This window comes from Nocardia sp. NBC_00416 (assembly GCF_036032445.1).
Lineage (GTDB): Bacteria > Actinomycetota > Actinomycetes > Mycobacteriales > Mycobacteriaceae > Nocardia.
In genome coordinates, this window is record NZ_CP107932.1 from 4,954,824 (window position 1) to 4,977,628 (window position 22,805).

The window sequence follows — 22,805 nt, forward strand, 5'->3', positions numbered from 1 at the left end:
GTTCAGCGGACCGCTTGGAACCCCAGCACCGTGCCGCCGATCCGGATCGAATCGCCGTCGGCCAGCAGCGCGGTATCGATGGGCTGTTCGTTGACGAAGACCCCGTTCGCCGAATCCAGGTCCTCGATCAGGAGCCCGGCCCGGCCCAGCTTGATCTGGGCGTGATAGCGGCTGGCCTTCGGATCGTCGAGGATCAGATCGTTGTCGGTCATCCGGCCGATCCGGAAACCGCCGTGGGCGACCAGCACCGTCCGCCCGTCCGGTAGCCGCAGCTGCCCGCTGCGCACGGTGCGCGGTACCTCGGTGACCGTATCGGTCATCGCCGCGGCCATCCGCTCCACACTCTTCAATTCGACGGTGCTGAGCGGTTCCTGCCGCAGCACCCGCCGTTCCAGCTCGACCAGTGCGGGACCGGGGTCGATACCGAGTTCCTCGGCCAGCACCGCGCGCACCCGCCGGCACGCCTCCAGCGCGTCGGCGTGCCGTTCGCAGAGGTAGAGCGCGGTGATGAGCTGCCCCCACAGCGGCTCCCGGAGCGGATGCTCGTTGGTCAGCGCGACCAGTTCCCCGATCACCGCGACGGAACGTCCGCAGGCGATCTCCGCGTCGAAACGCGCCGAGACCGCCAGCAGGCGTTCCTCTTCCATCGCGGTGGCGAAACCGTCCGCGAATCCGAGTCCCGCCAGGTCCGACAGTGCCCGGCCGTTCCATTCGCGCAGCGCGGTGGAGAACAGCCGGGAGGCGGACGCGTGATCGCCCGCGGCGGTGGCCCGGCTACCCGCGTCCCGGGCGGCCTCGAACCGGCCGAGATCACACGCGTCGTCGGCGATCTCGAGCCGATAGCCCGACGACTCGGTGCGCAGCACACCGGCCGGGTCGACGCCCGAATTACGCAGCGCCTTACGGATATTGGAAACGAAAACCTGGAGGCTGGCCGCGTAGGCGTCGGGCGGCTCCTCGTTCCAGACCATATCGGCCAGGGTGGACGAGGCCACCGCCCGGCGCCGGTTCACCGCGAGCGCGGCCAGCAGCGCCCGGGGTTTGGGCCCGCCGACCGGCACCGGCTCATCACCGACCAGTAATCGCACGGGCCCCAGCACACGGAGATCGAGGGTCATCTGGCTGCGGGTCTCGGGAACAGGTCAGGCACTGATGGAGCGCCCTGCGGACTTCAGGTCCGCACACGCCTGCAGCACCCGCTGGGCCATCGACAGCTCGGCCTTCTTCAGGTAGCTGCGCGGATCGTAGGCCTTCTTGTTGCCGACCTCGCCGTCGATCTTGAGCACACCGTCGTAATTGCTGAACATATGGGCGGCGATCGGGCGGGTGAACGCGTACTGGGTGTCGGTGTCGACGTTCATCTTCACCACGCCGTAGCGCAGCGAATCCTCGATCTCCGACTTCAGCGAGCCCGAACCACCGTGGAACACGAAGTCGAACGGCTGCGCGTCATTGGCCAGGGCCAACTTGGCCGCGGCCACCCGCTGCCCTTCGGCCAGCACCTCGGGCTTGAGCACCACATTGCCCGGCTTGTACACACCGTGCACATTGCCGAACGTCGCGGCGAGCAGGTACTTGCCCTTCTCGCCGGCGCCGAGCGCGTCGATGGTCTTCTCGAAATCGGCGGGCGAGGTGTAGAGCTTGTCGTTGATCTCGGCCTCGACACCGTCTTCTTCGCCGCCGACGACTCCGATCTCGACCTCGAGGATGATCTTGGCGGAGCTGGCGGCGGCGAGCAGATCCTGCGCGATCGACAGGTTCTCGTCGATCGGAACAGCCGAACCGTCCCACATATGCGACTGGAACAGCGGATTCTGTCCCGCGTTCACCCGCTCCTGCGAGATGGCCAGCAGCGGGCGGACGAACCCGTCGAGTTTGTCCTTGGGGCAGTGGTCGGTGTGCAGCGCGATGGTGACGTCGTACTTCGCAGCCACCACGTGCGCGAACTCGGCCAGCGCGACGGACCCGGTCACCATATCCTTCACACCCTGGCCGGAACCGAACTCCGCGCCGCCGGTGGAGAACTGGATGATCCCGTCACTGCCGGCCTCGGCGAACCCCTTGATCGCCGCGTTGATCGTCTCCGACGATGTGCAGTTGATGGCCGGGAAGGCAAAAGAGTTCGCCTTGGCCTGACCGAGCATCTCGGCGTAGACCTCCGGAGTCGCGATCGGCACTGTGAAGACCTCCGTGTTGTGCGGCAGAAGTGGGATTGTCTGTTTCTGCACATACCCTAAGGCAGGCAGGTTTCATCCGGTATAAGGGGATTGTTTGCGCCGCCGCACCCTGCGGACGCCGATGTAACCGGTACTGTGGGCCGGGTGATTGCGCTGGCAGCTACCGACGCGGTGACGAGCAATCTGGCTCTGACCGAACTGCTCGACCCGATGCACCTGTTGACCGAGACCTGGCTGAAGAACGCGGTGCTACCGGCCATCCTGGTGATCGTCTTCATCGAGACCGGCCTGCTGTTCCCCCTGTTGCCCGGCGATTCGCTGCTGTTCACCGGCGGCCTGCTGGCGGCGCAGCCCAACCCGCCGGTATCGATCTGGGTTCTCCTCCCGGCCGTCGCGTTCATCGCTTTCGCCGGTGACCAGTGCGGATACTGGATCGGCCGGGCCCTCGGTCCGGCGCTCTTCCACAAGGAGGACACCCGCTTCTTCAAGAAGAGCTACATCACCGAAACACACGAATTCTTCGAGAAGCACGGCCCCAAGACGATCATCTTGGCCCGATTCGTCCCGATCGTCCGTACTTTCATGCCGGTTCTCGCCGGGGTTTCCAAGATGAGCTACCAGCGTTACGTCGCCTTCGATATCGTCGGCGCGATCGCCTGGGGCGGCGGTGTGACGATCCTCGGATACTTCCTGGGCAATGTGGCGTTCATCCGCGACCACGTCGAGGCGATCTTCCTGCTCATCGTGTTCATCTCGATCCTGCCGGGGATCTCCGCGATCGCGAAGCGGCTGCTCGGCCGCAAAGCGGTCGCGGAGCCCGCCGGGAACGGCGCTCTGGCCTCCACCGCGGAGCTTCCGGCCGTCGATACGCACGGGCAGGTCACCAGCACCATGCCCCTCCCTGCGGTGCCCAACAACGGCAGGGTCGGCACTAACGAGACTTCCGTACGGTAAGTGGTGACCGTCCAGGCCCTGCCCCATGCGATGGGCAGCTTCGAACCCCTGATCTCCGCCGGGCCGGCGCTCGTCTGGACAGTGGTGCTGACCTTCGTCTTCCTGGAATGCGCCTTCATTCTCGGACTGTTCCTGCCCGGCGATTCGATGCTGCTCACAGCGGGAGTCGTGATGGCCTCGCACGCCACCGGCGAAACCCAGGTGTGGCTGCTCGCGGTGGGCGCCATGGTCGCCGCCGTCGCCGGCAACCAAGTCGGTTACATGGTCGGGCGACGTACCGGGCACAAGATCGTCGCCCGGCAGAACGGGCGCTATATCAACACCCGAAATCTGACGCGCGTGGCCGATCTGCTGCAACGGCACGGGTTCGCGGCGGTACTGATCGCCCGATGGATTCCGTGGGTGCGCACCCTCTGCCCGATGGTGGCCGGAGCCGCCGAGATGGATCACCGCCGCTACACCGCCGCCAGTACCCTGGGGGCGATCATCTGGGCTCCGGTACTGCTGCTGATGGGGTACTACGCGGGCGGCTTCATCCAGCGGATCTCCTGGCTGATGCCCATTGTGATCGGGTCGCTGGTGTTCTGCCTGATCGTGGGCACGATCATCGGTATCCGGCAGTACCGGCACGAGATGGCACAGCCGGAAGAGGATTTCGATCTGGATTCGGCGCCCGCCGCCGACGCCGATACGATGCCGCTGCCCGGACTCCGGCGAGCCGCCCATGAGCCGGGACGGCATCTCGGCAACGGCCGGGAACGATGCGATCTACAGTCCGGCCGCGGTGACCATATGGGCGGCTTCCATGAGCATCCAACCCGACAGTTGTACCGATAGGTCACGTTCGGGCACTTTCGACGAGCTCACCGCGCCGTTCGTGGTGAGCCCGCCGGCGCCCCTGCTACCGCTGGGCAGCTGAGCCGATACCGACCAGTCGTGGCCGAACAGCGGTTCGCCCTCGACATCGAGCCGGTTCCGCCACGCCGCGGCCGCCGATTCCTTGACGATCCGAGCGGCCGTGCGCCGGTCGGCGACCTGCTCGTGCTCTTCACCGGGCAGCATGAGCGCGACCTGCGCGAGATAGCGGATGAGGATTCCGTTGAACAGTCCGCCGTCACCGCCGGACCCGCCGCGCACCACCGCCTCGGTGGTCAGCTGGTCTTCCACAGCGTCCAGCAGGCGGTGCACCCGATCCAGGTGGCCGGGATCGCCGGTGTGCACCGCGAGTTCGGTCTCCAAGCCCAGCACGACACCCTGGCAGTAGCTGTAGATCGGACGTTCCAGGTCACCGGCGGGGAGATGGATACCGTCGAAGATCAGGCCGGTCTCCGGATCACGCAGGGTGGCATCGATCCAGTCGGCCATATCGGCCGCCCGCTCGTACCGGCCGAGCCGGGCCAGTGCGATACCGGCGGGACCGTTGGCCGGCGCATTGTAGAAATCCGCCCCGACCCGCCAGGGGATACCGCCGCCGACGTCGGGGTTCCATGCTGTGTACAGCTTCTGTTCCAGCGGCCCCAGGGCGCCGACGGCTTTTCCGTTGTCGTGGATGCGGGCGGCACGCTCCAGGGCGATGGCCAGCCAGGCCATATCGTCGTAGTAGCGGTTGGTCCAGCCGCTGAGATTGCGCAGCCGATGCGAACGGACCAGACCGGCGACCCGTTTGCGGCGTTCGATGGTCGGCGCCCGGTTCGCGGCGTCGACGGCGCAGTCGATGAGATGGGCCTGCCACCAGTAGTGCCAGGTCAGGAAGAATCGCTCGCGCCGGATCGAGGGCCAGCCGACCACGCCGAGCGCGGTACCGGGCAATAGCCAGACCGGTCTCAGATGACGCGACAGGATCGCGGCTTCGGCCCGGTCCGCGCGTTCGGACCAGAGCGACGCGGGGTCGCCCAGCGGCCTGCGCTGTCGCCCGCCCGGGCGCCGGGGCACGTCGAGATCGTCGCTGGGCGGGGTCATAAAACCCATAGTGCCAGGCGAATCGTCTTTTCCGCCGCTCAATTGTTATCGAGTCGACGCGGAACCGTGCGACTTTCCACGGATTCCTTCCGGACCTCGCAGAATTGCTCCCGGCCAGGCCTACGAAGCGAGCCCCCCGGGCTGTCAAGTGGGGTTAACATCTGGTTATCGGCATCAGCCCCGAGCGGCCCTGAGCGGGGCGCTGTGCCGCGCCAGCCGGTAAACCTGCGTTCGCGCAACGCATTTCGAACGGACCAGACCGAGCCGGTGCGGTCCCGCCCGCCCACACTACGATCGTGCCGTGACGAACCCAGCACCACCGGCCGACGCGAACCCAGCCCAGCCCTCGGGAAAGACCCCCGGGGGCGCCGCTACGAATACGCCGGGCTCCGCGCCTATCGCCCGGTACGACTCGGCCACGGACGACCGGGAGGAAACCGGGTCCGGTCCCACCGAATGGGGTGAAAGTCCGCACGGCGTCGGCCCATGGGACGTCGAACACGACGGTCCACCGCCGGAGGACGATCGGCTCGACCCGGCGCTGCTCGCCGCGGGGGACCGCCGGAATGTGGTGGACGCGTACCGCTACTGGACCCGGGAAGCGATCGTGGCCGATATCGATCGGCGTCGGCATCCGTTCCACGTCGCCATCGAGAACTTCGGGCACGACGCGAATATCGGCACGGTGGTGCGCACCGCCAACGCCTTCGCCGCCGACGCGGTCCATATCGTCGGCCGCCGCCGCTGGAATCGCCGCGGCGCCATGGTCACCGACCGCTACCAGCACATCGCGCACCACGCGGATATCGACGCGCTGCTGGAATTCGCCCGCGCCGAGGACCTGAGCGTGGTCGCGGTCGACAATGTGCCGGGGTCGGTACCGCTGGAAACGGTACGGCTGCCCCGGCGTTGCCTGCTGCTGTTCGGCCAGGAGGGGCCGGGCGTCACCGAGAGCGCACGCGACGCCGCCGTCCTCACGGTGTCCATCGCTCAATTCGGATCCACCCGCAGTATCAACGCGGGGGTGGCGGCGGGTATCGCCATGCACGCCTGGGTCCGGCAGCACGCGGATCTGACCACGGCCTGGTGAGCGCCGCCGCGCCCGCAGCGGGCACCGCGCCGGAGCGCGATCGTGCGGGCTGATCAGGAACCGGCGCCGGCTCCGACTGCCACCACCACGACGACGATATAGACGACGACCGCGAGTACCGCCAGGATCAGCAGCGCCGAACCGACGATCCCGAGCACATAACCCACCATCACATTGCTACGACCACCGATGGTGCCGCCGGAGGCATCGATGTCGTTGAGCGCTCTCCGGCCCATCACCCACGCGAACGGTGCGCAGAACTGGCAGAACATCATTCCGAGGATGCCCAGGATCAGCACCGTGGTCGCCTGCGGGTGGTCCGGCGGCGGCGGACCGTACGGGTAATAGCCGTACGCGGGCGGCGGATAGCTCATCCGTGGATGGTATCCGCCGCCGCCGAAGAGTCACCAGCGGAAATACGTTCGGCCCCGGGCCCACCGGAATGTCCCCGCGTATGAACTGCCGGATCGGCCAGCAGGAACTGGGCGGCGCCGTAGGTCGCCAGGATCACCCCTTCGATCACCCGGCGGGGCCGATCACCGCGCGCGAACAACCGCCGCAACACGATGAGCCCGTCCGACACGGTGAACAGCAGAGCGCCCACGCCGAGCCGGCTGCGTGGATCCGCATTCGGAATATTCAGTCCCACAACGTTGTCCGCGTCCGAGGCCAGCGCCGGATCGGAGGCCAGCACCGCCGCGGCGCCCAGAGTCGCGCCGTAGGCGCTCAGCGGCGCGGCCAGTTCCGGCGCCTTGGCACGCAACAGGGCGCCGGCGCCTATCCAGGCCAGCACTCGCGGCAGCGCGACGGCGAGCGACGGACGTGCCCCGTACCGCCGCCACAGCAGCGCGTATCCGGTCTGCATCACGGCGAACGACGAGGCCCCGGCAATGAGCCGGCGGTCGTCGTCCGGAGCGATGAGCAGCACATCTCCGACAGTGGCGGCGCCCAGCGAACTCAGCAACAGCGTCCGGTCGGCCGGTGCGATATCGGCGCCGCTGGTCGCGACATCCGCGGCGAGCAGCGGCATCATCAGCGGTTTGGACACCCACTGCAGTCGCTCGCGGCCGCTGAGCGCACCCACCACGGTCACCGCCGTCGCGGCCAGGTAACCGGCGCGCAGCGGACGCATCTCAGAGACTCGACTCGTCGGGCGCGGGCGGCAGGATGACCACCTGACCCGCATAGCTGAGCCCGGCGCCGAAGCCCAGCAGCAGCGCCAGCTGGCCGCCCTTGGCCTTGCCGGTGGCCAGCATTTCCTCCATGGCCAGCGGTATCGACGCGGCGGAGGTATTGCCGGTGTTCTCGATATCGCCTGCCATCGGGATCTCGTCGGCCAGACCCAGGTTCTTCTTCATCAGCTCATTGATCCGGGCATTGGCCTGATGAGGGATGAAGACCTCGATATCGTCCTTGGACACTCCCGCCACATCCAGGGCGGTGGACAGCGCGCGGGGCAGGGTGACCGCGGCCCAGCGGAAGACCCGGGGGCCTTCCATGCGCAGGGCCATCCGGCCCACCGGTTCCACAGCCGGGTCGGTGCCCTGTAGATCCTGGGCGCGCTGCATGTAGTCGATGAAATTGATGTCCTGTTTGATCGCCTCGGCGTTCTCGCCGTCACTGCCCCAGACCGTCGGCGAGATACCGTTCTCCTCGCTCGGTCCGATCACCACCGCACCCGCGCCGTCACCGAAGATGAACGCGGTGCCGCGATCGGTGGGGTCGATACCGATGGTCATGGTCTCGGCGCCGATGAGCAGCACGTAGTCGGCGGAACCGGCGCGGATCATATCGGTGGCGACGCCGAGTCCGTAGCCGAAACCGCCGCATCCGGAGGTCAGGTCGAACGCCGGGATACCGTTCATACCCAGATCACTGGCGACGATCGGGGCGCCGTGGGGGGTGAGCATGGGCCAGCTGGAGGTCGCCAGGATGAGGGCGCCGATCCGCGCCGGATCCACACCGCTGTTACGCAGGGCGCGCCGAGCCGCCGCCACCGAGATGGACCGCAGCGTTTCGTCGCCGCTGATCCAGCGCCGGTTGCGGATACCGCTGCGTTCGAAGATCCATTCATCGGAGGAATCCAGGACCTGGCACACCTCGTCATTGCTGACCACACGCCGCGGCCGGTAGGCGCCGATGCCGAGCATTGCGACGTTGTCGTGCCCCTTTTTGCCGGCAATGCTCACCACGACATTCACGACCCTTCACTTGCAGTACTGACGGATTCTCAGGCTAACCGAGCGCGATTTCGCGGGTGCACAGCCTGTCGATATTCAGCTCAGCGCCAGATCCTCGAGACTCAGGATCGAGCGGTACTCGAGCCCTTCTTTCGCGATGATCCGGTCGGCGCCGGTTTCGCGGTCCACGACGGTGGCCACACCGACCACCGTGGCGCCCGCGTCGCGCAGGGCGCGGACCGCGGTCAGCGGGGAATTGCCGGTGGTGGTGGTGTCCTCGACGACGAGCACCCGTCTGCCCACCACATCGGGACCCTCGATCTGCCGTTGCATACCGTGGGTTTTCGCCGCCTTGCGCACAACGAACGCGTCGATCGGGCGGCCTGGAGCGTGCATCACGGCCAGCGCGACGGGATCGGCCCCCATGGTCAGTCCGCCGACGGCGTCGAAATCCCAATCGGCGGCCAGGTCCCGCAGCAATTTGCCGATCAATGGACCGGCCCGGTGGTGCAGGGTGGCCCGGCGTAGGTCGACGTAGTAGTCGGCCTCGTTACCCGAGGACAGCGTCACCTTGCCGTGCACGACGGCTAAATCGCGCACCAGCCCGGCCAAAACGTCCCGGTCGGTCGTTGACTGGTCGATCATCGGTGTCCTTCCGCCCACTGAGGCGAGCCACGGCAGTATTGTCCCGGCGCACGCTGCGGCGCCTGCGAAGCAGGATACGGGTGTGCTCCGCGCGGAGTTGTCGCAGGTCGCGCGGAGTGCGTACCGGGAACTTACTGCGGTACCGGGCCCTGATAGGGACGGAACCCCGGATGGAAGGGACCACCGGGCTGATGCTGTTCCTGCTCGTCTTCCGGATCGGATTCACGACGCCGCGGGGTGCCGCCGTCGCGATCCGGTTCGGAGCGCGCGGAACGGTTCACCGACCGGCCGTCCGGAACCACGGCCAGGCTCGGCCGCCGCGGCGCGTCGCCGGATTCGGGTTCACGGCGGGCCGGTTCGTCGAGGTCGCCCGGATCGTCCTGGCGATAGCGGACATTGGGCGCCGGATGGTCGTAGCGGCCGCCGCGGTCGTCGTCGGCGAAATCGTCGAAGTCCTGGTCCCGGTCCGCATCGTCGTATTCCGCCGACCGGATCCGGGCCCGCGGACGCGCGGCGCCGGGTTCGGCGTCCTCGGGCCGGGGTTCGGTGACCGGCGGCAGCACGTGCAGTAGACCCGAGAGTCGTAGCACGGCATCGATTCCGGTCTCCCAATCCTTGGCCGCGGTACCGACCGGGAGCATCCCGAGGGTCCAATTGCCCTCACTCCACAGCATCTGCACCGTATCTGCCAGGGTCTCGATGAACGCGACCATCCGCTGGTCGACCGCGTGCCGCGCGATCTCGGGATTGGTCGCGAACACCACGCGGTCGCCGATGGCGCCGAGCAGTTCGAGATCGGCGTCCTTGGGCGGATTCATCGTCTTGAGCCGCATATCGACATCGATATCCGAACCGATCTGCCGGCGCACGGCGACCAGGGTCGCGGAATCCTCGAGGTCGAGCAGTACGAACTTCTCGCCCTTGCGGATACCGGTCACCACGTCGACCGCGGTCAGATACCCGAGCTTGGCCAGCGCACCGCGCCGCCACGTCGAAGCGAGCGCCGGCTCCACCGACACATAGGTGTATCCCTGGGCTTTCGCCCACACCTGGCGCGCGTGACCGGTCCGCTGCCGCTGTCGCCGGTCGAAATAGAGCAGCACTATCGCACCCACGAGGGTGATTGCCGCCAGCCCGAACCACATTGCCGTCATCGTCGCCTAGCCTATCGACCCGCCCGGCGTATTGCCGGGCACCCACACTGCGCGCCGCGGTTTTTCATCGCCCGCCTCCTTCGAGGGCGGTGCTGATGATGACCTCGGCCTGGATGGATCCGTCCGAACTCTTCTGCCCCTGCACTATCACCAGGTCTCCGGTGGGCAGGGCCTCGACGGTGGTCCCGGCCAGCGAGATCACCTGAGTGGACGGCGTGGTGTGCACGGTGACCTCTTTACCCGCGAGGGTGCTGAGGGTCAGCGTCCCGCCGGAATTCGTGCTGATGGTGCCCATGGTGGTGCCGCCGGCCTCGGGGTCGCCGGTGTCGGGCATATCCGGGAGACCGGGCAAGCTCGGGAGCGCTGGGCCGGAATCGCCGGGAGCGGTCGGCACCTCACGACCGAGGGTGCGACTGGTCGTTTTCGTATCCGAGGCGGTCGGCTGGGAATCGTCGCCGCCGAAGAGCAGGCCGGCCGCGATACCGGCGAGGCCGATCAACACGATGGCGGCGGCCGCGATACCGACCCACATCCCGGTCTTCCGGGGCGGTCGCGGCGGTTCCGGCGGGCCGCCCGGCGGATACTGCCCGTACGCGCCCCACTGGTTGTCGTAGGGCTGACTCTGATAGGTCGGCATCTCGCGAGTGGGGTTCGGACCCGGCCCCCAGCCGCCGTAGGGATCGTTGCCCGGATAAGCCGTCGTCGACTCCCCGTATCCCGCCGGGCCGCCGCCGGTGGACAGCTTCTCGGTTGCCGATTCCCCCGGCTGACCCAGGTGCTGGGTCGGATCGTCGTCCGGCCGCCTTGCCCAGGGATCGTTCGGGTTGGTCATGCCACCCAGACTAAGCGCACCTCCTCCTCCGCTGCGGCCGTGCACGTCGTTATGGCGACTCCGCGCCCACAACACCAGCCGTCCCTCGCCGCGGCCGAACGCGGGTCCCGGACGAACACAGTCGTCCGGGACCGGGCCGCGGCCTTCCGACGGGGACAGGGTTCGGCGGCCGCCTACCCCTGCGGACCGGCCACCACCGGCGCCGCGGCACGATCGCGCGGCCCCACGACGAGCCCGTCGCCGTCGGGAGTGACCGTGACGTCGACCGTGTCGCCGTCGACGACCTTCCCGGCCAGCAGTTCCTTGGCGAGCGTGTCGCCGATCGACTGCTGGATGAGCCGCCGTAGCGGCCGGGCGCCGTAGACGGGGTCGTAACCGCGCACCGCCAGCCAGAAGCGGGCCGAATCGGTGACGTCGAGGGTCAGCCGGCGCTGCGCGAGCCGCCGCTGCAATTGATCGATCTGGATATCCACGACGTGGGCGAGCTGATCCTCGTCGAGCGCGGAGAACATCACCACATCGTCGAGCCGGTTCAAGAACTCCGGTTTGAACGCGGCGCGCACGGCGTTCATCACGAACTCCGCGTCGGCCCCGGCGCCCAGATTGGAGGTCAGGATCAGGATGGTATTGCGGAAATCCACCGTCCGGCCCTGGCCGTCGGTGAGCCGGCCCTCGTCCAGTACGGCGAGCAGGATGTCGAACACATCGGGATGCGCCTTCTCGATCTCGTCGAACAACACCACGGTGTAGGGTCGCCGCCGCACCGCCTCGGTGAGCTGTCCACCCTGGTCGTAGCCGACGTACCCCGGCGGAGCGCCGACCAGGCGGGCGACCGCGTGCTTCTCGCTGTACTCGCTCATATCGATGCGGACCATCGCCCGTTCGTCGTCGAACAGGAAATCGGCCAGCGCCTTGGCCAGCTCGGTCTTGCCGACGCCGGTGGGACCGACGAACAGGAACGATCCGGTCGGCCGGTTCGGGTCGGCGACACCGGCCCGGGCCCGGCGCACCGCATCGGATACAGCCCGCACCGCGTCGGTCTGCCCGACCACCCGGCGGCCGAGTTCGGCCTCCATCCGCAGCAGTTTCTCCGTCTCGCCCTCGAGCAGCCGACCCACCGGGATACCCGTCCAGGCCGAGATGACCTCGGCGATATCGTCCGGGCCGACCTCCTCCTTGAGCATGACCTCCCCGTCGGCCGCCGCACCGGAGATCCGCTCGGCTTCGGCGAGCTCCTTCTCCAGGGTCGGGATCCGGCCGTATCGCAGTTCGGCGGCCTTGCCCAGGTCACCGTCGCGTTCGGCGCGATCGGATTCGCCGCGCAACGCCTCGAGCTGCTCTTTGAGCACACGGACCTGGTCGATCGCGGTCTTCTCGTTCTGCCAGCGGGTGGTGAGCTGATTGAGTTTCTCGCGGTCGTCGGCCAGTTCGGCGCGCAGCTTCTCCAGCCGCTGCGCGGACGCCGCGTCGGTCTCCTTCTCGAGCGCGACCTCTTCGATCTCGAGCCGGCGCACCGCGCGTTCGACCTCGTCGATCTCCACCGGCCGCGAATCGATCTCCATCCGCAGTCGCGACGCCGCCTCGTCGACCAGATCGATCGCCTTGTCCGGCAGGAAGCGGGAGGTGATGTAGCGGTCCGAGAGCGCGGCCGCGGACACCAGCGCGGAGTCGGTGATCCGCACTCCGTGGTGCACCTCGTAGCGCTCTTTGATCCCGCGCAGAATGCCCACGGTGTCCTCCACCGAGGGTTCGCCCACGATCACCTGCTGGAACCGGCGTTCCAGCGCCGCGTCCTTCTCGATGTGCTTCCGGTACTCGTCGAGCGTGGTCGCGCCCACCAGCCGCAGTTCACCGCGCGCCAGCATCGGTTTGATCATGTTCCCGGCATCCATGGCGGATTCACCGGTAGCGCCCGCGCCGACGATGGTGTGGAGTTCGTCGATGAAGGTGATGATCTGCCCGGCGCTGGACTTGATCTCCTCGAGCACCGCCTTGAGCCGCTCCTCGAATTCGCCGCGGTATTTCGCGCCCGCGACCATGGCGCCCAGGTCGAGCGAGACGACGGATTTCCCGCGCAGCGATTCGGGTACGTCGCCGGCGATGATGCGCTGGGCCAGGCCCTCGACGATCGCGGTCTTGCCGACGCCCGGCTCGCCGATCAGCACCGGATTGTTCTTGGTGCGCCGCGACAGCACCTGCACCACCCGGCGGATCTCGGTATCGCGCCCGATCACCGGGTCCAGTTTCCCGGCGCGGGCGGCGTCGGTGAGGTCGGTGGAGTACTTCTCCAGCGCCTGGTAGCTGCCCTCCGGGTCCGGACTGCTGACCCGGGCGGTGCCGCGCACGGCGGTGAAGGCCTCCCGCAGCGCCGCGGCGGTGGCGCCGTATTTCTCCAGCAGCATGGTCACATCGGTGTCCCCGGAGGCCAGGCCCACCATCACATGCTCGGTGGAGACGAATTCGTCGCCGAGTTCGGTGGCCAGGTGCTGGGCCGCGGTGATCGCGGCGAGCGCTTCCCGGCCCAATTGCGGAGTAGTGGTGGCGCCGGTGGCCCGCGGGAGCCGGTCGACGATGTCCTGGGCCTCCCGTCGCACCGTCGCCGGATCGGTGCCCACTGCCTTGAGCAGGGGGGCGGCGATCCCGTCGGTCTGGTCCAACAGGGCAACCAGCAAGTGGGCCGGCCGGATCTCCGGGTTACCGGCGGCCGACGCGGCCTGCAGTGCGGCAGTGAGCGCGGCCTGAGTCTTGGTGGTGGGATTGAACGAGTCCACGAAGCACCTTCCTGCTAGTCGATATCTCATCCGGCAGCCGCACCTGTCCCGGTGGCTCGTGCCGTTCTGTCCGATTCAACGTCCGAAAGGTTGAGTCTGTTCCGCTCAACTTTGAAATTTTCGCCGACGAGTTTCCGCCGCCCGGTTGCCAGAAAAGTGCTGGGTCACGGCTCACAACGACGCGTCGATACCCGCGAACAAGATCAACCAAACCCGGTAACCGTATTTCACACCCACCATCATCTCTTTTTTCGGGGATACTGGTCGGGTGAAGGACCGCCGGTAACGGTTATGTCCCTCCGGGTCGGATATCAGGGAAAGGAAGCTCCACGCCGTGGATGCGCGTTCGGCAGCGCTGGTCCGCGCCAATTTCCAGTCGGTGATCGACGCACCGAGTGGACCCGAGCGGTTGGTCAGCGCGTTTTACGGTCACCTGTTCGCGGAGAATCCGCGGCTGCGGGAACTTTTCCCGCCCGCCATGGATATGCAGGCGAAACGGGTGGCCACTGCGATCCAGTACATGCTCGATCACCTCGAGGACTGGGATCGCGCCCAGAAGTTCCTCGAACAACTGGCGCGTGATCACCGCAAATACGGGGTCGAAGCCGAGCACTACGACCAGGCCGGCCCGGCGCTCTACGCCGCCTTCCAGACCTACAACGGCCCCTACTGGACCCGCGAGTTGGCCGAAGGCTGGCGCGATGTCTGCCTGCTCATCTCCGCCGCCATGGCCATCGGCGCCAATTCCGATGATTCGCCGCCCTACTGGGAAGCCACCGTCGTCGGGCACCGGCACGTCCTCGACGACCTCGCGATCGTCCGGCTGCAGTCCGACGACCCGATCCCCTATCTGGCCGGCCAGTACGTCCCGGTATCGGTGCCGCAGCGGCCCCGCATGTGGCGCTACCTCTCCCCCGCGATCCCGTCGAATCCCTACGGCGAGATCGAATTCCACGTCCGCAAGGTGCGCGGCGGCTGGGTGAGCCCGTCCGTCGTCGGCGAGACCAAAGTCGGCGACCGCTGGCTCATCGGCGGACCGCTCGGCGGCCTGCAGGTGGATCAGGACACCGGCCGCGATGTGCTCATGATCGGGTCGGGCACCGGCGTCGCGCCACTGCGCGCGCAATTGATCGAAATGGGCCGGCGCGGTATCAATCCCCGGGTGCACTTCTTCATCGGCGGGGTGTACCCCTGCGATCTCTACGACGTCGAGAACATGTGGCAACTCTCGCAGAGCAATCCGTGGCTCACCATCGTCCCGGTCTGCGAACACAAGACGAACCCCTGGTGGTACCCGCACCCCACCGAAGACGCGCCCTACGGAATGCACCGGCGCCTGGTCGGCAACCTCGGCGCGGTCGTCGCCAGTTTCGGCGCGTGGGAGGATCGGCAGATCCAGATCGCCGGTTCGGCGAAGATGATCGCCGACACCCGGCGCGCGCTGCTCGCGGTCGGCACCCCCGAGGAGATCATCAGTACCGACCCGGTCTGATCGGTATCGGCACCGTATCGAGTACCGGGGACAACGACCCGGCCCGGCATGTCAGGTGAGAGAAGGTATGACCAACGACCCCAGCGTGTCTCCCGGCCATTCGTCCCAGCGTTCGCACTGGCTGGCCAACGTCGCCGAGCACCACCGGTTACGCCACGATATGGCAGTCGTCCGGCTGATCGGCGAATACGTGCCGTTCACCGCGGGACAGTCCCTCCAGGTCGAGGTCCCACAGTTCCCGGGGATGCGGCGCCGGTTCTCCCCCGCCCTCCCGCCGTCGCTGGACGGAAAGCTGGAATTCCATGTGAGAACGGTGCCGGGCGGTTGGTGCAGCGGCGGGATCGTGGCCGATACCGTGATCGGCGACCAATGGAAACTATCGGTGCCCGAGGGCATGTTCACCGTCGACCCCGACGGTGACGAAGTAGTGATGATCGCGGGCGGCACCGGCCTGGCCCCGCTGCGCGCCCAGATCCTGGAACTGGCCAGGGAACAAGATCCGCCCACCACCTACCTCTTCTTCGGCGGCTCCTCGCCGCGCGAGCTCTACGCCGCCGATATGCTGGTCCTGCTCGCAGCCGACCTGCCGTGGCTCACTGTGGTGCCGGTGGTAGAACGTGTGGACGACCCGTCCTGGCCGGACCGATGGTACGAAAGCCACCGGGTGGACATAGGTTTCGACGAGGACGACCTGCTCCAGGGCACCCTCGCCGAAGTCGTCGGCTCCTACGGCTCATTCGATCGGCACCAGGTCCTGGTCTGCGGTTCCCCCGCCATGACACGCTCCACCGTGGAGCGCCTCCTCGACGCGGGCACCCCGGCGGAGCGGATCCAGTTCGAAGGCGCCTGAGCTGTGTTTATTGCCCCGCCTTCGGCGGGGCGGGTCGTAGCCCTTGTCAACCCCGGTTCTTCACTCCGCCGCTCAGTCGCTGCGCTCCTTCGCTCTGTCGCTCCAGAACCGGGGCGGGCCCCGACCACCAAGGGGTGACCATCCGACAGAAAAGATCACAGCACGAGGGACGTCCTCGCGATCACCCCGACACTCAGCCACTGCGCTCCCTCGCTTCGTCGCTCCAAAACCGGGCGGGCCCCGACCACCAAGGGGTGACCATCCGACAGAAAAGATCACGGTACGAGGGAAGTCCTCGCGATCCCCAGCCCTCACCCCGCACTCAGCCACGGCACCTCTTCACCCCACCGCTCCAAGACCGGGCGCCCCAACTGTGTTGAATTGCGCCGCCCGCGGCGCCGCGGTGTCCGGGCCTGTCAATTGCGACTGTGTTGGATTGCGCCGCCTGCCGTGCCGCTGGCCGGGCCCTGTCAGCCCCGGTCCTTCACTTCTGCGCTCGGCGGCTGCGCTCAGTCGCTCTGCCGCTTGCGGAACCGGGGCGGGCCCCGACCATGAATGTCGGCCCCGGAGGCGGTCGTTCAGCGCTCGGGACTCGCGCCTGCGGCGCATGCGGTTCGGGCGCCGAACAGCGGGCCTCAGGGGCCGCAACCCGCGACGCCGCAGGCGGCGCCAAAACACACGGCCTCAACGCCGCCGATTACGCGGTTGCCACACCACCAGCGCGGTGTTGTGCTGCGGTGGAAGCAGTTCCGGCCGGTAATCCGGCCGGGACCGCTCCTGCGCCAGTTGCGCGGTCAGTTCCACCAACCGCTGCTGGAGTTCGTTCACCTGATTGGTGAGTTCGATGATCCGTTTGATCCCGGCCAGATTGACGCCTTCGTCCTGGGACAGCCGCTGCACCTCGCGCAGCAGCTCGACATCCCGCTCCGAATAGCGCCGACCGCCACCCGAGGTGCGCTGCGGCGTAACCAGACCCAGCCGGTCGTAGGTGCGCAGGGTCTGCGCGTGCATACCGGCCAGCTGGGCGGCCACCGAGATCACGAAGTATTCGGTGCCCGATGGGCGACGCGCCGAACCACCCTCGGGTGCCCGTTTCGGATCAGCGGACATCACGCACCTGCCCATCCCGCTCTCGGATCGAACCCGCTGGCCTTCTCCGCCTCCTGCAGCGCGCGCAGCGCCACGATGGCATCGTCGTCCAGCTTCGGCGGCACGGCGACCTTCACGGTGACCAGCAGATCACCGGCTCCACCAGTACGTTTGGGAACACCGCGGCCGCGCACCCGCAGGATGCGCCCGTCCGCGGTGCCCGGCGGCACTTTCACGCCGACCCGGCCCTCGAGTGTGGGCACCGATACGGTCGTGCCGAGCACCAGTTCACTGTAACTGACCGGCAGTGCCAGGGTCAGGTCATCGCCTGCCCGGCCGAAGACCTTGTCCTGGCTGACGTGCACGGTGACGAACAGATCTCCCGAGGGCGCCCCGCGCAGGCCCGCCTCACCCTGACCGGCGAGCCGGATGCGTTGCCCGTCGGCGATACCCGGTGGGATCCGGACGTTGATGGTGCGGGTGCGATTCTGGATTCCGCTGCCGTGACAGTCCACGCACGGGTCGTCGATGATCGACCCGGTGCCGCGGCAGTCGTCGCACGGTTCGCTGAATCCGAACGCGCCCTGGTTCCGGCTCACGACCCCGCTGCCGTTGCAGATCGGGCACACCCGCGGGCTGGTACCCGGTTTGGCGCCGCTGCCGTGGCAGGTGGTGCACGGTGACGGGCTGGTCAGATACAGCGGCACGGTGACGCCCTTGGCCGCCTCGCGGAACCCGAGGGTCGTCTCGGCCTCCACGTCGGCGCCCCGCCGGGGCCGGCTGGTGCGCGTACCGCCACCGCCCCGGTTGAACAGGCCGCCCAGAATATCGCCGATCCCGCCGTCGGCGGTGGTCCCGGCCTGGCCGAAGATATCGCCCAGATCGAAACTCTGCGAGAACCCGCCACCGCCGGCGCCCGGAGTGAAACCGCCACCGCCCCGGCCGTACCCGCCGCCCGAGAACAGGCGGCGGGTCTCGTCGTACTCGGCGCGCTTGGCCTGGTCCGACAGCACGGTGTGCGCCTCGCTGACCGCCTTGAACCGCTCTTCGGCCTCGGCGTCCCCGGGGTTGGCATCCGGATGCAGGTCACGGGCGAGTTTGCGATACGCCTTCTTGATCTCGTCCGTGGAGGCGTTGGAGGAGACGCCCAGCTCCTTGTAGAAGTCCTTCTCGATCCACTCCCGCTGACTCACCGGGCGGCTCCTCCTCTCTCGCTGTCGCTATTTGCCCGAGCCGGCATCAGCATCCGATGCCTCCGCTCGGTCGGGTCCCGCCGCGGCCGCGGAACCCGGGGCCGCCCCGAGATCGTCCACGCCGTCGGTGACTCCGACCAGCGCGTGCCGCAGCACCCGCTCGCCGAAGCGGTACCCCTTGCGCATCACCACGCCGATCACCGGATCGTGTCCGGAACCTTCGTGCTGAACTGCCTCGTGCAGGTTCGGGTCGAACGGTTCGCCCTCGGACCCGAACTCCTCGAGCCCCTGCTTGCGCAATGCCTCGATCAACTTGTCGGCCACCGAGCGCAGCGGTCCCGATTCCAGATCGCCGTGTGCCTTGGCGCGGTCCAGGTCGTCGAGCACGCCGAGGAGCTCGGTGACCACCGCGGCCTTGGCGGAGTCGGTCGCGGTCTTGCGATCACGTTCGACCCGGCGCCGGTAATTGGTGTACTCCGCTGTCAGCCGTTGCAGATCGGCAGTGCGCTCGGCCAGTTCGTTCGACGGATCCGCCGGGGCGGCGGGCGCCGCTTCGGCGGCGTCGCCTTCCAGTCCGGACTGCGGCGCCTGGGGGGCGACGCCCTCCTCGGCCCCGGCCGGGGCGGCGCCATTGGCCGCCCCGGCCTGTTCCCGGACCTCACCGGTCTCCGGATCGATCTTGCGTTTGTCGACGAAGCTGACCGGCTCCGGTGAATCTCCTGTGTTTCCTGCGTTTCCCGCGTTCGTCACTTCTTCTCCGTGTCGACCGGCTCGTCCACGACCTCGGCGTCGACCACTTGGTCGTCACCGGCATCAGCGTTGGCGGACCCGTTGCCGGCGGCCGCGCCGTCGGCCGCCTGGGCCTCGTAGATCGCCTGACCCAACGCCTGCGATTCGGTGGCCAGCTTTTCCACCGCGGCCTTCACCGCGGCGGTGTCGGTGCCCTCGAGCGCAGTCTTGGCCTCGGCGATCGCGGACTCGACCTTGGACTTCACATCCGCCGGAACCTTGTCCTCGTTGTCGGCGATGAACTTCTCGGTCTGGTGTACCAGCGATTCGGCCTGGTTGCGGGTCTCGGCTTCCTCACGGCGCGCCTTGTCCTCGGACGCGTGCGCCTCGGCGTCCTTGACCATCCGGTCGATCTCTTCCTTGGACAGGCCGGAACCGTCCTGGATCTTGATCGTGTTCTCTTTACCGGTGCCCTTGTCCTTCGCGGTCACGTGCACGATGCCGTTGGCGTCGATATCGAAGGTGACCTCGATCTGCGGCACACCGCGCGGAGCCGGCGGGATACCGGTCAGCTCGAAGGAGCCGAGCAGTTTGTTGTGCGCGGCGATCTCGCGCTCACCCTGGAAGACCTGGATCTGCACCGACGGCTGGTTGTCGTTAGCCGTGGTGAAGGTTTCCGAACGCTTGGTCGGGATGGTGGTGTTGCGCTCGATGAGGTTGGTCATCACGCCGCCCTTGGTCTCGATACCCAGCGACAGCGGGGTCACGTCGAGCAGCAGGACGTCCTTGACCTCACCCTTGAGCACACCGGCCTGCAGCGCGGCGCCGACGGCGACGACCTCGTCCGGGTTCACGCCCTTGTTGGGCTCCTGGCCACCGGTCAGTTCCTTGACCAGTTCGGACACTGCGGGCATCCGGGTGGAACCACCGACCAGCACGACATGGTCGATATCTGCGACCTTGATGCCGGCGTCCTTGACCACGGACTGGAACGGCGCGCGGGTCCGGTCGAGCAGGTCCGAGGTGATCTTCTGGAACTCGGCGCGGGTCAGCTGCTCGTCGAGGAACAGCGGGTTCTTCTCCGAGTCGACGGTGATGTAGGGCAGGTTGATCGAGGTGCTCTGCGAGGAGCTCAGCTCGATCTTCGCCTTCTCGGCGGCCTCACGCAGCCGCTGCATCGCCATCTTGTCCTTGGTCAGGTCGATGCCCGAGCTGGCCTTGAACTTGTCGACCAGCCATTTCACGACCCGCTCGTCCCAGTCGTCACCACCGAGGTGGTTGTCACCGGAGGTTGCGCGGACCTCGACGACGCCCTCGCCGATTTCCAGCAGCGAGACGTCGAAGGTACCGCCACCGAGGTCGAAGACCAGGATGGTCTGTTCCTTGTCGCCCTTGTCCAGGCCGTAGGCCAGAGCCGCGGCGGTGGGCTCGTTGACGATGCGCAGCACGTTCAGGCCGGCGATCTGCCCGGCCTCCTTGGTGGCCTGGCGCTGAGCGTCCTCGAAGTAGGCGGGGACGGTGATCACCGCGTCGGTGATCTCCTCGCCCAGGTAGGCCTCGGCGTCACGCTTCAGCTTCATCAGCGTGCGCGCGCTGATCTCCTGCGAGGTGTATTTCTTGCCGTCGATCTCCACGGTCCAGTCGGTGCCGATATGACGCTTCACCGAGCGGATCGTGCGGTCTACGTTGGTCACGGCCTGGTTCTTGGCCGGCTGCCCGACCAGCACCTCTCCGTTCTTGGCGAACGCGACGACCGAGGGCGTAGTGCGCGAACCCTCCGAGTTGGCGACGACGACCGGCTCACCACCTTCGAGAACGGCGACGACCGAGTTCGTGGTCCCGAGGTCGATTCCGACCGCACGAGCCATTAGTTTCCTCCTCATTTCGACTGCTTGTGTCTGTCCGGGCTTCAGCCCATGGCGCCACGGGCCCGCGAGCCCACAGCATGGACCAGCCCCGGGCAGAACATAGAGCACGGTCCCAGCAATACTGAGCGTGGTCGGCTCAATCCTGCCCGGCTTCAGAGAGGCCGTCAAGTCAAACTTGAGCCGATATCACTCAACATTGTCGATCGGCTCAACCCGGGCCGCCGGCGATCTATTCCCGCCCCGTACGCCGGCGCCCGCACCATTCTTCCCCGCACCCACCACGGCAAACCCGATCGGTGCGACATCGTGACCCAGCCGTGCCGCTCCCGGCACCTCCGAAGCGGTTGGTCCCGGATCCGCAAAGACGGCTCATCGGCGCTATTGTCAGTTCTCCGCCCACGGTGACCTCGGCGCCCCGCGTTGCGCGACGATGGTGCGCGGCCGAACCCGTACCGTGGTTTTTGGATGAGGAAGTCGAAGCGAGGATCCGAGAATGGCCACTGGGGTGGGCCTGCACATCGCCGAGCACGCGTGCACCGCGGCGGTCGTCGACGACGACGGGGATCCGCACTTCATCCTCCGTGAGCCGGTGCTGCACATGTCCGACGACGGCGACGCGGCACTCGGCGGCGCCGTGCCTCCGCCCGGGCACACCCATACGATCACCGGTTTCGTCGCGGCTGTCGGCGACCCGGCGGGCGTCGCTGTCGACGACGGCGAGGCCTATCGCGGTGAGGATCTACTCGCCACCGCCATGTTCTGCCTGATCAACCTGACCGCTGAATACCTCAACGGCCCCGCCGAATTCCTCGCCACCCATCCGGCCGAATGGCCCGCCGCCCAAGTACTGGCGCTGCGCGGCGCGCTCGACTACCTGGGCCTGAAATCAGTGGCCCTGATCGGCGAGGACGAGCTCCCGGCGCGGCCCCGCGGCCTCACCCCGGTGGAAACCGGCAGGTACTTCGCCGAAAACGCGGGCCGGGCCGCGCTGGCCGCCGTCCTGGAGACTCCCGCCGGCGCCACCCCGCCGGACCCCTCCACCGCGCAGAACTCCGCGCTGGACACCCTTGTCATGCCCAAATTGCGCGACGGCGACACCCCGGCCAAGGCGTACTCCGCGGTGGTGCCCGCCATGGATCCCGAAACCACCTACGGGGGACCGAGTCTCGCGGTGCTCGCCGCCGGGCTGGGCCCCACGCCGGGTCCGCGCATCGCCACCGGATCCGTCGCGGCGATGGCGGCCGTGGATCCGTCGAAACCCGAGAAACCCGAGAAACCCGAGGCAAAGGCCGCCCCGCCCGAATCCGCATCCGACTCCGGCGGCGCCCGCCGCACCGCCGCGCTGGTCGCGGCCGCCGCCCTCGGCGGCGTGGTCATCGGCGCACTGGGGGTCACCGCGATCCTGCGGCCCGGCGCCGCGGAACCGAACACCCAGCCCGCGACCTCGGTGACCGAAACGCCCGCGCCGCCCGCCCCCGAGCCACCACCGATACTGCCGCAGCCCATCGCGCCGGAGCCCGAGGCGGCCTATACCTCCACGCCGACCTACGAGCCGGAGCCGTCGTATCCCGTGGAACCACCGGTGACCACGCCGGCTCCGACGACCGTCACCGAAACGGCCCCGGCGCCCACCACCGACCCGTCGAGTCCCACCACCTGGCCCTCCGGTCCGACGCTGACCGAGCCCACCGAGACCGAAACCACGACCACCCGCACCCGTCCCAGGTTCTTTCCGTTCCCGGTGCCGTTCCGCACCGAAGACCCGGATGTAGAACTTCCCGACACCGGATCCAAGGAAGGCGGTCAAGAAGAAGCCAGATAG

General features: G+C 67.8%; 19 protein-coding genes and 1 pseudogene. 6 read left to right on the forward strand and 14 right to left on the reverse strand.

What is annotated here, in order from left to right; genetic code table 11:
* Positions 1–2 precede the first annotated feature (2 nt).
* Both OG804_RS21305 and fbaA read right to left on the reverse strand, forming a co-directional pair.
* Positions 3–1,118: a BTAD domain-containing putative transcriptional regulator gene (locus OG804_RS21305; protein ID WP_328389176.1), complete on the reverse strand. Its 1,116-nt coding sequence runs from the start codon at positions 1,116–1,118 to the stop codon at positions 3–5.
* A gap of 24 nt (positions 1,119–1,142) precedes the next feature.
* The gene (gene fbaA, locus OG804_RS21310) at positions 1,143–2,177 is read right to left on the reverse strand and encodes a class II fructose-bisphosphate aldolase (protein ID WP_328389178.1); all 1,035 of its coding nucleotides are present in this window, start codon (positions 2,175–2,177) and stop codon (positions 1,143–1,145) included.
* Between the two features lie 210 nt (positions 2,178–2,387).
* On the opposite strand from fbaA, the gene OG804_RS21315 reads away from it, so the two are divergent.
* Both OG804_RS21315 and OG804_RS21320 read left to right on the forward strand, forming a co-directional pair.
* Positions 2,388–3,131 carry a DedA family protein gene (locus OG804_RS21315; RefSeq protein ID WP_442941896.1) on the forward strand — a complete coding sequence of 248 codons (744 nt, stop codon included), beginning with the start codon at positions 2,388–2,390 and terminating at the stop codon, positions 3,129–3,131.
* Between the two features lie 30 nt (positions 3,132–3,161).
* Positions 3,162–3,800, forward strand: a pseudogene (locus tag OG804_RS21320) (DedA family protein); the annotation flags it as partial.
* Positions 3,801–3,899: 99 nt separating this feature from the next.
* On the opposite strand, the gene OG804_RS21325 reads toward OG804_RS21320, so the two are convergent.
* Positions 3,900–5,090: a glycoside hydrolase family 76 protein gene (locus OG804_RS21325; protein ID WP_328389180.1), complete on the reverse strand. Its 1,191-nt coding sequence runs from the start codon at positions 5,088–5,090 to the stop codon at positions 3,900–3,902.
* Between the two features lie 397 nt (positions 5,091–5,487).
* On the opposite strand from OG804_RS21325, the gene OG804_RS21330 reads away from it, so the two are divergent.
* Entirely contained in the window at positions 5,488–6,180 is a 693-nt protein-coding gene (locus OG804_RS21330) for a TrmH family RNA methyltransferase (RefSeq protein ID WP_328398581.1), read from the forward strand.
* Between the two features lie 53 nt (positions 6,181–6,233).
* On the opposite strand, the gene OG804_RS21335 is transcribed toward OG804_RS21330, so the two are convergent.
* The 7 genes from OG804_RS21335 to clpB all read right to left on the reverse strand — a co-directional run bounded on the left by OG804_RS21335 (position 6,234) and on the right by clpB (position 13,762).
* Positions 6,234–6,554 carry a DUF4190 domain-containing protein gene (locus OG804_RS21335; RefSeq protein ID WP_328389182.1) on the reverse strand — a complete coding sequence of 107 codons (321 nt, stop codon included), beginning with the start codon at positions 6,552–6,554 and terminating at the stop codon, positions 6,234–6,236.
* Complete coding sequence (locus OG804_RS21340) at positions 6,551–7,312, reverse strand: lysoplasmalogenase (protein ID WP_328389184.1); 762 nt, start codon at positions 7,310–7,312, stop codon at positions 6,551–6,553. Before OG804_RS21340 ends, OG804_RS21335 begins: the two co-directional genes overlap by 4 nt.
* A gap of 1 nt (position 7,313) precedes the next feature.
* On the reverse strand, positions 7,314–8,372 hold the full coding sequence (locus OG804_RS21345) for a beta-ketoacyl-ACP synthase 3 (RefSeq protein WP_328398583.1): 1,059 nt from the start codon (positions 8,370–8,372) through the stop codon (positions 7,314–7,316).
* 84 nt (positions 8,373–8,456) lie between these two features.
* Positions 8,457–9,005, reverse strand: coding sequence for an orotate phosphoribosyltransferase (pyrE, locus tag OG804_RS21350; RefSeq protein WP_328389186.1), 549 nt, complete (start codon positions 9,003–9,005; stop codon positions 8,457–8,459).
* Positions 9,006–9,136: 131 nt separating this feature from the next.
* The gene (locus tag OG804_RS21355; protein ID WP_328389188.1) at positions 9,137–10,159 is read right to left on the reverse strand and encodes a hypothetical protein; all 1,023 of its coding nucleotides are present in this window, start codon (positions 10,157–10,159) and stop codon (positions 9,137–9,139) included.
* Positions 10,160–10,223: 64 nt separating this feature from the next.
* Positions 10,224–10,991: a DUF5666 domain-containing protein gene (locus tag OG804_RS21360; RefSeq protein WP_328389190.1), complete on the reverse strand. Its 768-nt coding sequence runs from the start codon at positions 10,989–10,991 to the stop codon at positions 10,224–10,226.
* Positions 10,992–11,164: 173 nt separating this feature from the next.
* Positions 11,165–13,762 carry an ATP-dependent chaperone ClpB gene (gene clpB / locus OG804_RS21365; protein WP_328389192.1) on the reverse strand — a complete coding sequence of 866 codons (2,598 nt, stop codon included), beginning with the start codon at positions 13,760–13,762 and terminating at the stop codon, positions 11,165–11,167.
* Between the two features lie 334 nt (positions 13,763–14,096).
* Between clpB and OG804_RS21370 the strand changes: the two genes are divergently transcribed.
* Complete coding sequence (locus tag OG804_RS21370) at positions 14,097–15,254, forward strand: globin domain-containing protein (RefSeq protein ID WP_328389194.1); 1,158 nt, start codon at positions 14,097–14,099, stop codon at positions 15,252–15,254.
* Positions 15,255–15,321: 67 nt separating this feature from the next.
* Positions 15,322–16,104, forward strand: coding sequence for an FAD-binding oxidoreductase (locus OG804_RS21375; RefSeq protein WP_328389196.1), 783 nt, complete (start codon positions 15,322–15,324; stop codon positions 16,102–16,104).
* A gap of 684 nt (positions 16,105–16,788) precedes the next feature.
* Here OG804_RS21375 and OG804_RS21380 read toward each other — a convergent pair.
* From OG804_RS21380 to dnaK, 4 genes are read right to left on the reverse strand one after another with little or no spacing between them, the layout of a single operon-like run.
* Entirely contained in the window at positions 16,789–17,214 is a 426-nt protein-coding gene (locus OG804_RS21380) for a heat shock protein transcriptional repressor HspR (RefSeq protein ID WP_328389198.1), read from the reverse strand.
* A complete protein-coding gene (gene dnaJ / locus OG804_RS21385; RefSeq protein ID WP_328389200.1) occupies positions 17,214–18,386 on the reverse strand; it encodes a molecular chaperone DnaJ in 1,173 nt (390 codons plus the stop codon). The genes OG804_RS21380 and dnaJ overlap by 1 nt, the downstream gene beginning before the upstream one ends.
* 27 nt (positions 18,387–18,413) lie before the next feature.
* On the reverse strand, positions 18,414–19,136 hold the full coding sequence (gene grpE / locus OG804_RS21390) for a nucleotide exchange factor GrpE (protein WP_328389202.1): 723 nt from the start codon (positions 19,134–19,136) through the stop codon (positions 18,414–18,416).
* Complete coding sequence (gene dnaK / locus OG804_RS21395) at positions 19,133–20,983, reverse strand: molecular chaperone DnaK (RefSeq protein WP_328389206.1); 1,851 nt, start codon at positions 20,981–20,983, stop codon at positions 19,133–19,135. The genes grpE and dnaK overlap by 4 nt, the downstream gene beginning before the upstream one ends.
* 493 nt (positions 20,984–21,476) lie before the next feature.
* On the opposite strand from dnaK, the gene OG804_RS21400 reads away from it, so the two are divergent.
* On the forward strand, positions 21,477–22,805 hold the full coding sequence (locus tag OG804_RS21400) for a hypothetical protein (RefSeq protein WP_328389208.1): 1,329 nt from the start codon (positions 21,477–21,479) through the stop codon (positions 22,803–22,805).

Coding starts and splice junctions, on each gene's coding strand:
- OG804_RS21305 (WP_328389176.1), bottom strand. CDS start 1,118: ATGACCCTCGATCTCCGTGTGCTGGGGCCCGTGCGATTACTGGTCGGT.
- OG804_RS21315 (WP_442941896.1), top strand. CDS start 2,388: ATGCACCTGTTGACCGAGACCTGGCTGAAGAACGCGGTGCTACCGGCC.
- OG804_RS21325 (WP_328389180.1), bottom strand. CDS start 5,090: ATGACCCCGCCCAGCGACGATCTCGACGTGCCCCGGCGCCCGGGCGGG.
- OG804_RS21335 (WP_328389182.1), bottom strand. CDS start 6,554: ATGAGCTATCCGCCGCCCGCGTACGGCTATTACCCGTACGGTCCGCCG.
- OG804_RS21340 (WP_328389184.1), bottom strand. CDS start 7,312: ATGCGTCCGCTGCGCGCCGGTTACCTGGCCGCGACGGCGGTGACCGTG.
- pyrE (WP_328389186.1), bottom strand. CDS start 9,005: ATGATCGACCAGTCAACGACCGACCGGGACGTTTTGGCCGGGCTGGTG.
- OG804_RS21355 (WP_328389188.1), bottom strand. CDS start 10,159: ATGACGGCAATGTGGTTCGGGCTGGCGGCAATCACCCTCGTGGGTGCG.
- OG804_RS21360 (WP_328389190.1), bottom strand. CDS start 10,991: ATGACCAACCCGAACGATCCCTGGGCAAGGCGGCCGGACGACGATCCG.
- OG804_RS21375 (WP_328389196.1), top strand. CDS start 15,322: ATGACCAACGACCCCAGCGTGTCTCCCGGCCATTCGTCCCAGCGTTCG.
- OG804_RS21380 (WP_328389198.1), bottom strand. CDS start 17,214: ATGTCCGCTGATCCGAAACGGGCACCCGAGGGTGGTTCGGCGCGTCGC.
- dnaK (WP_328389206.1), bottom strand. CDS start 20,983: ATGGCTCGTGCGGTCGGAATCGACCTCGGGACCACGAACTCGGTCGTC.
- OG804_RS21400 (WP_328389208.1), top strand. CDS start 21,477: ATGGCCACTGGGGTGGGCCTGCACATCGCCGAGCACGCGTGCACCGCG.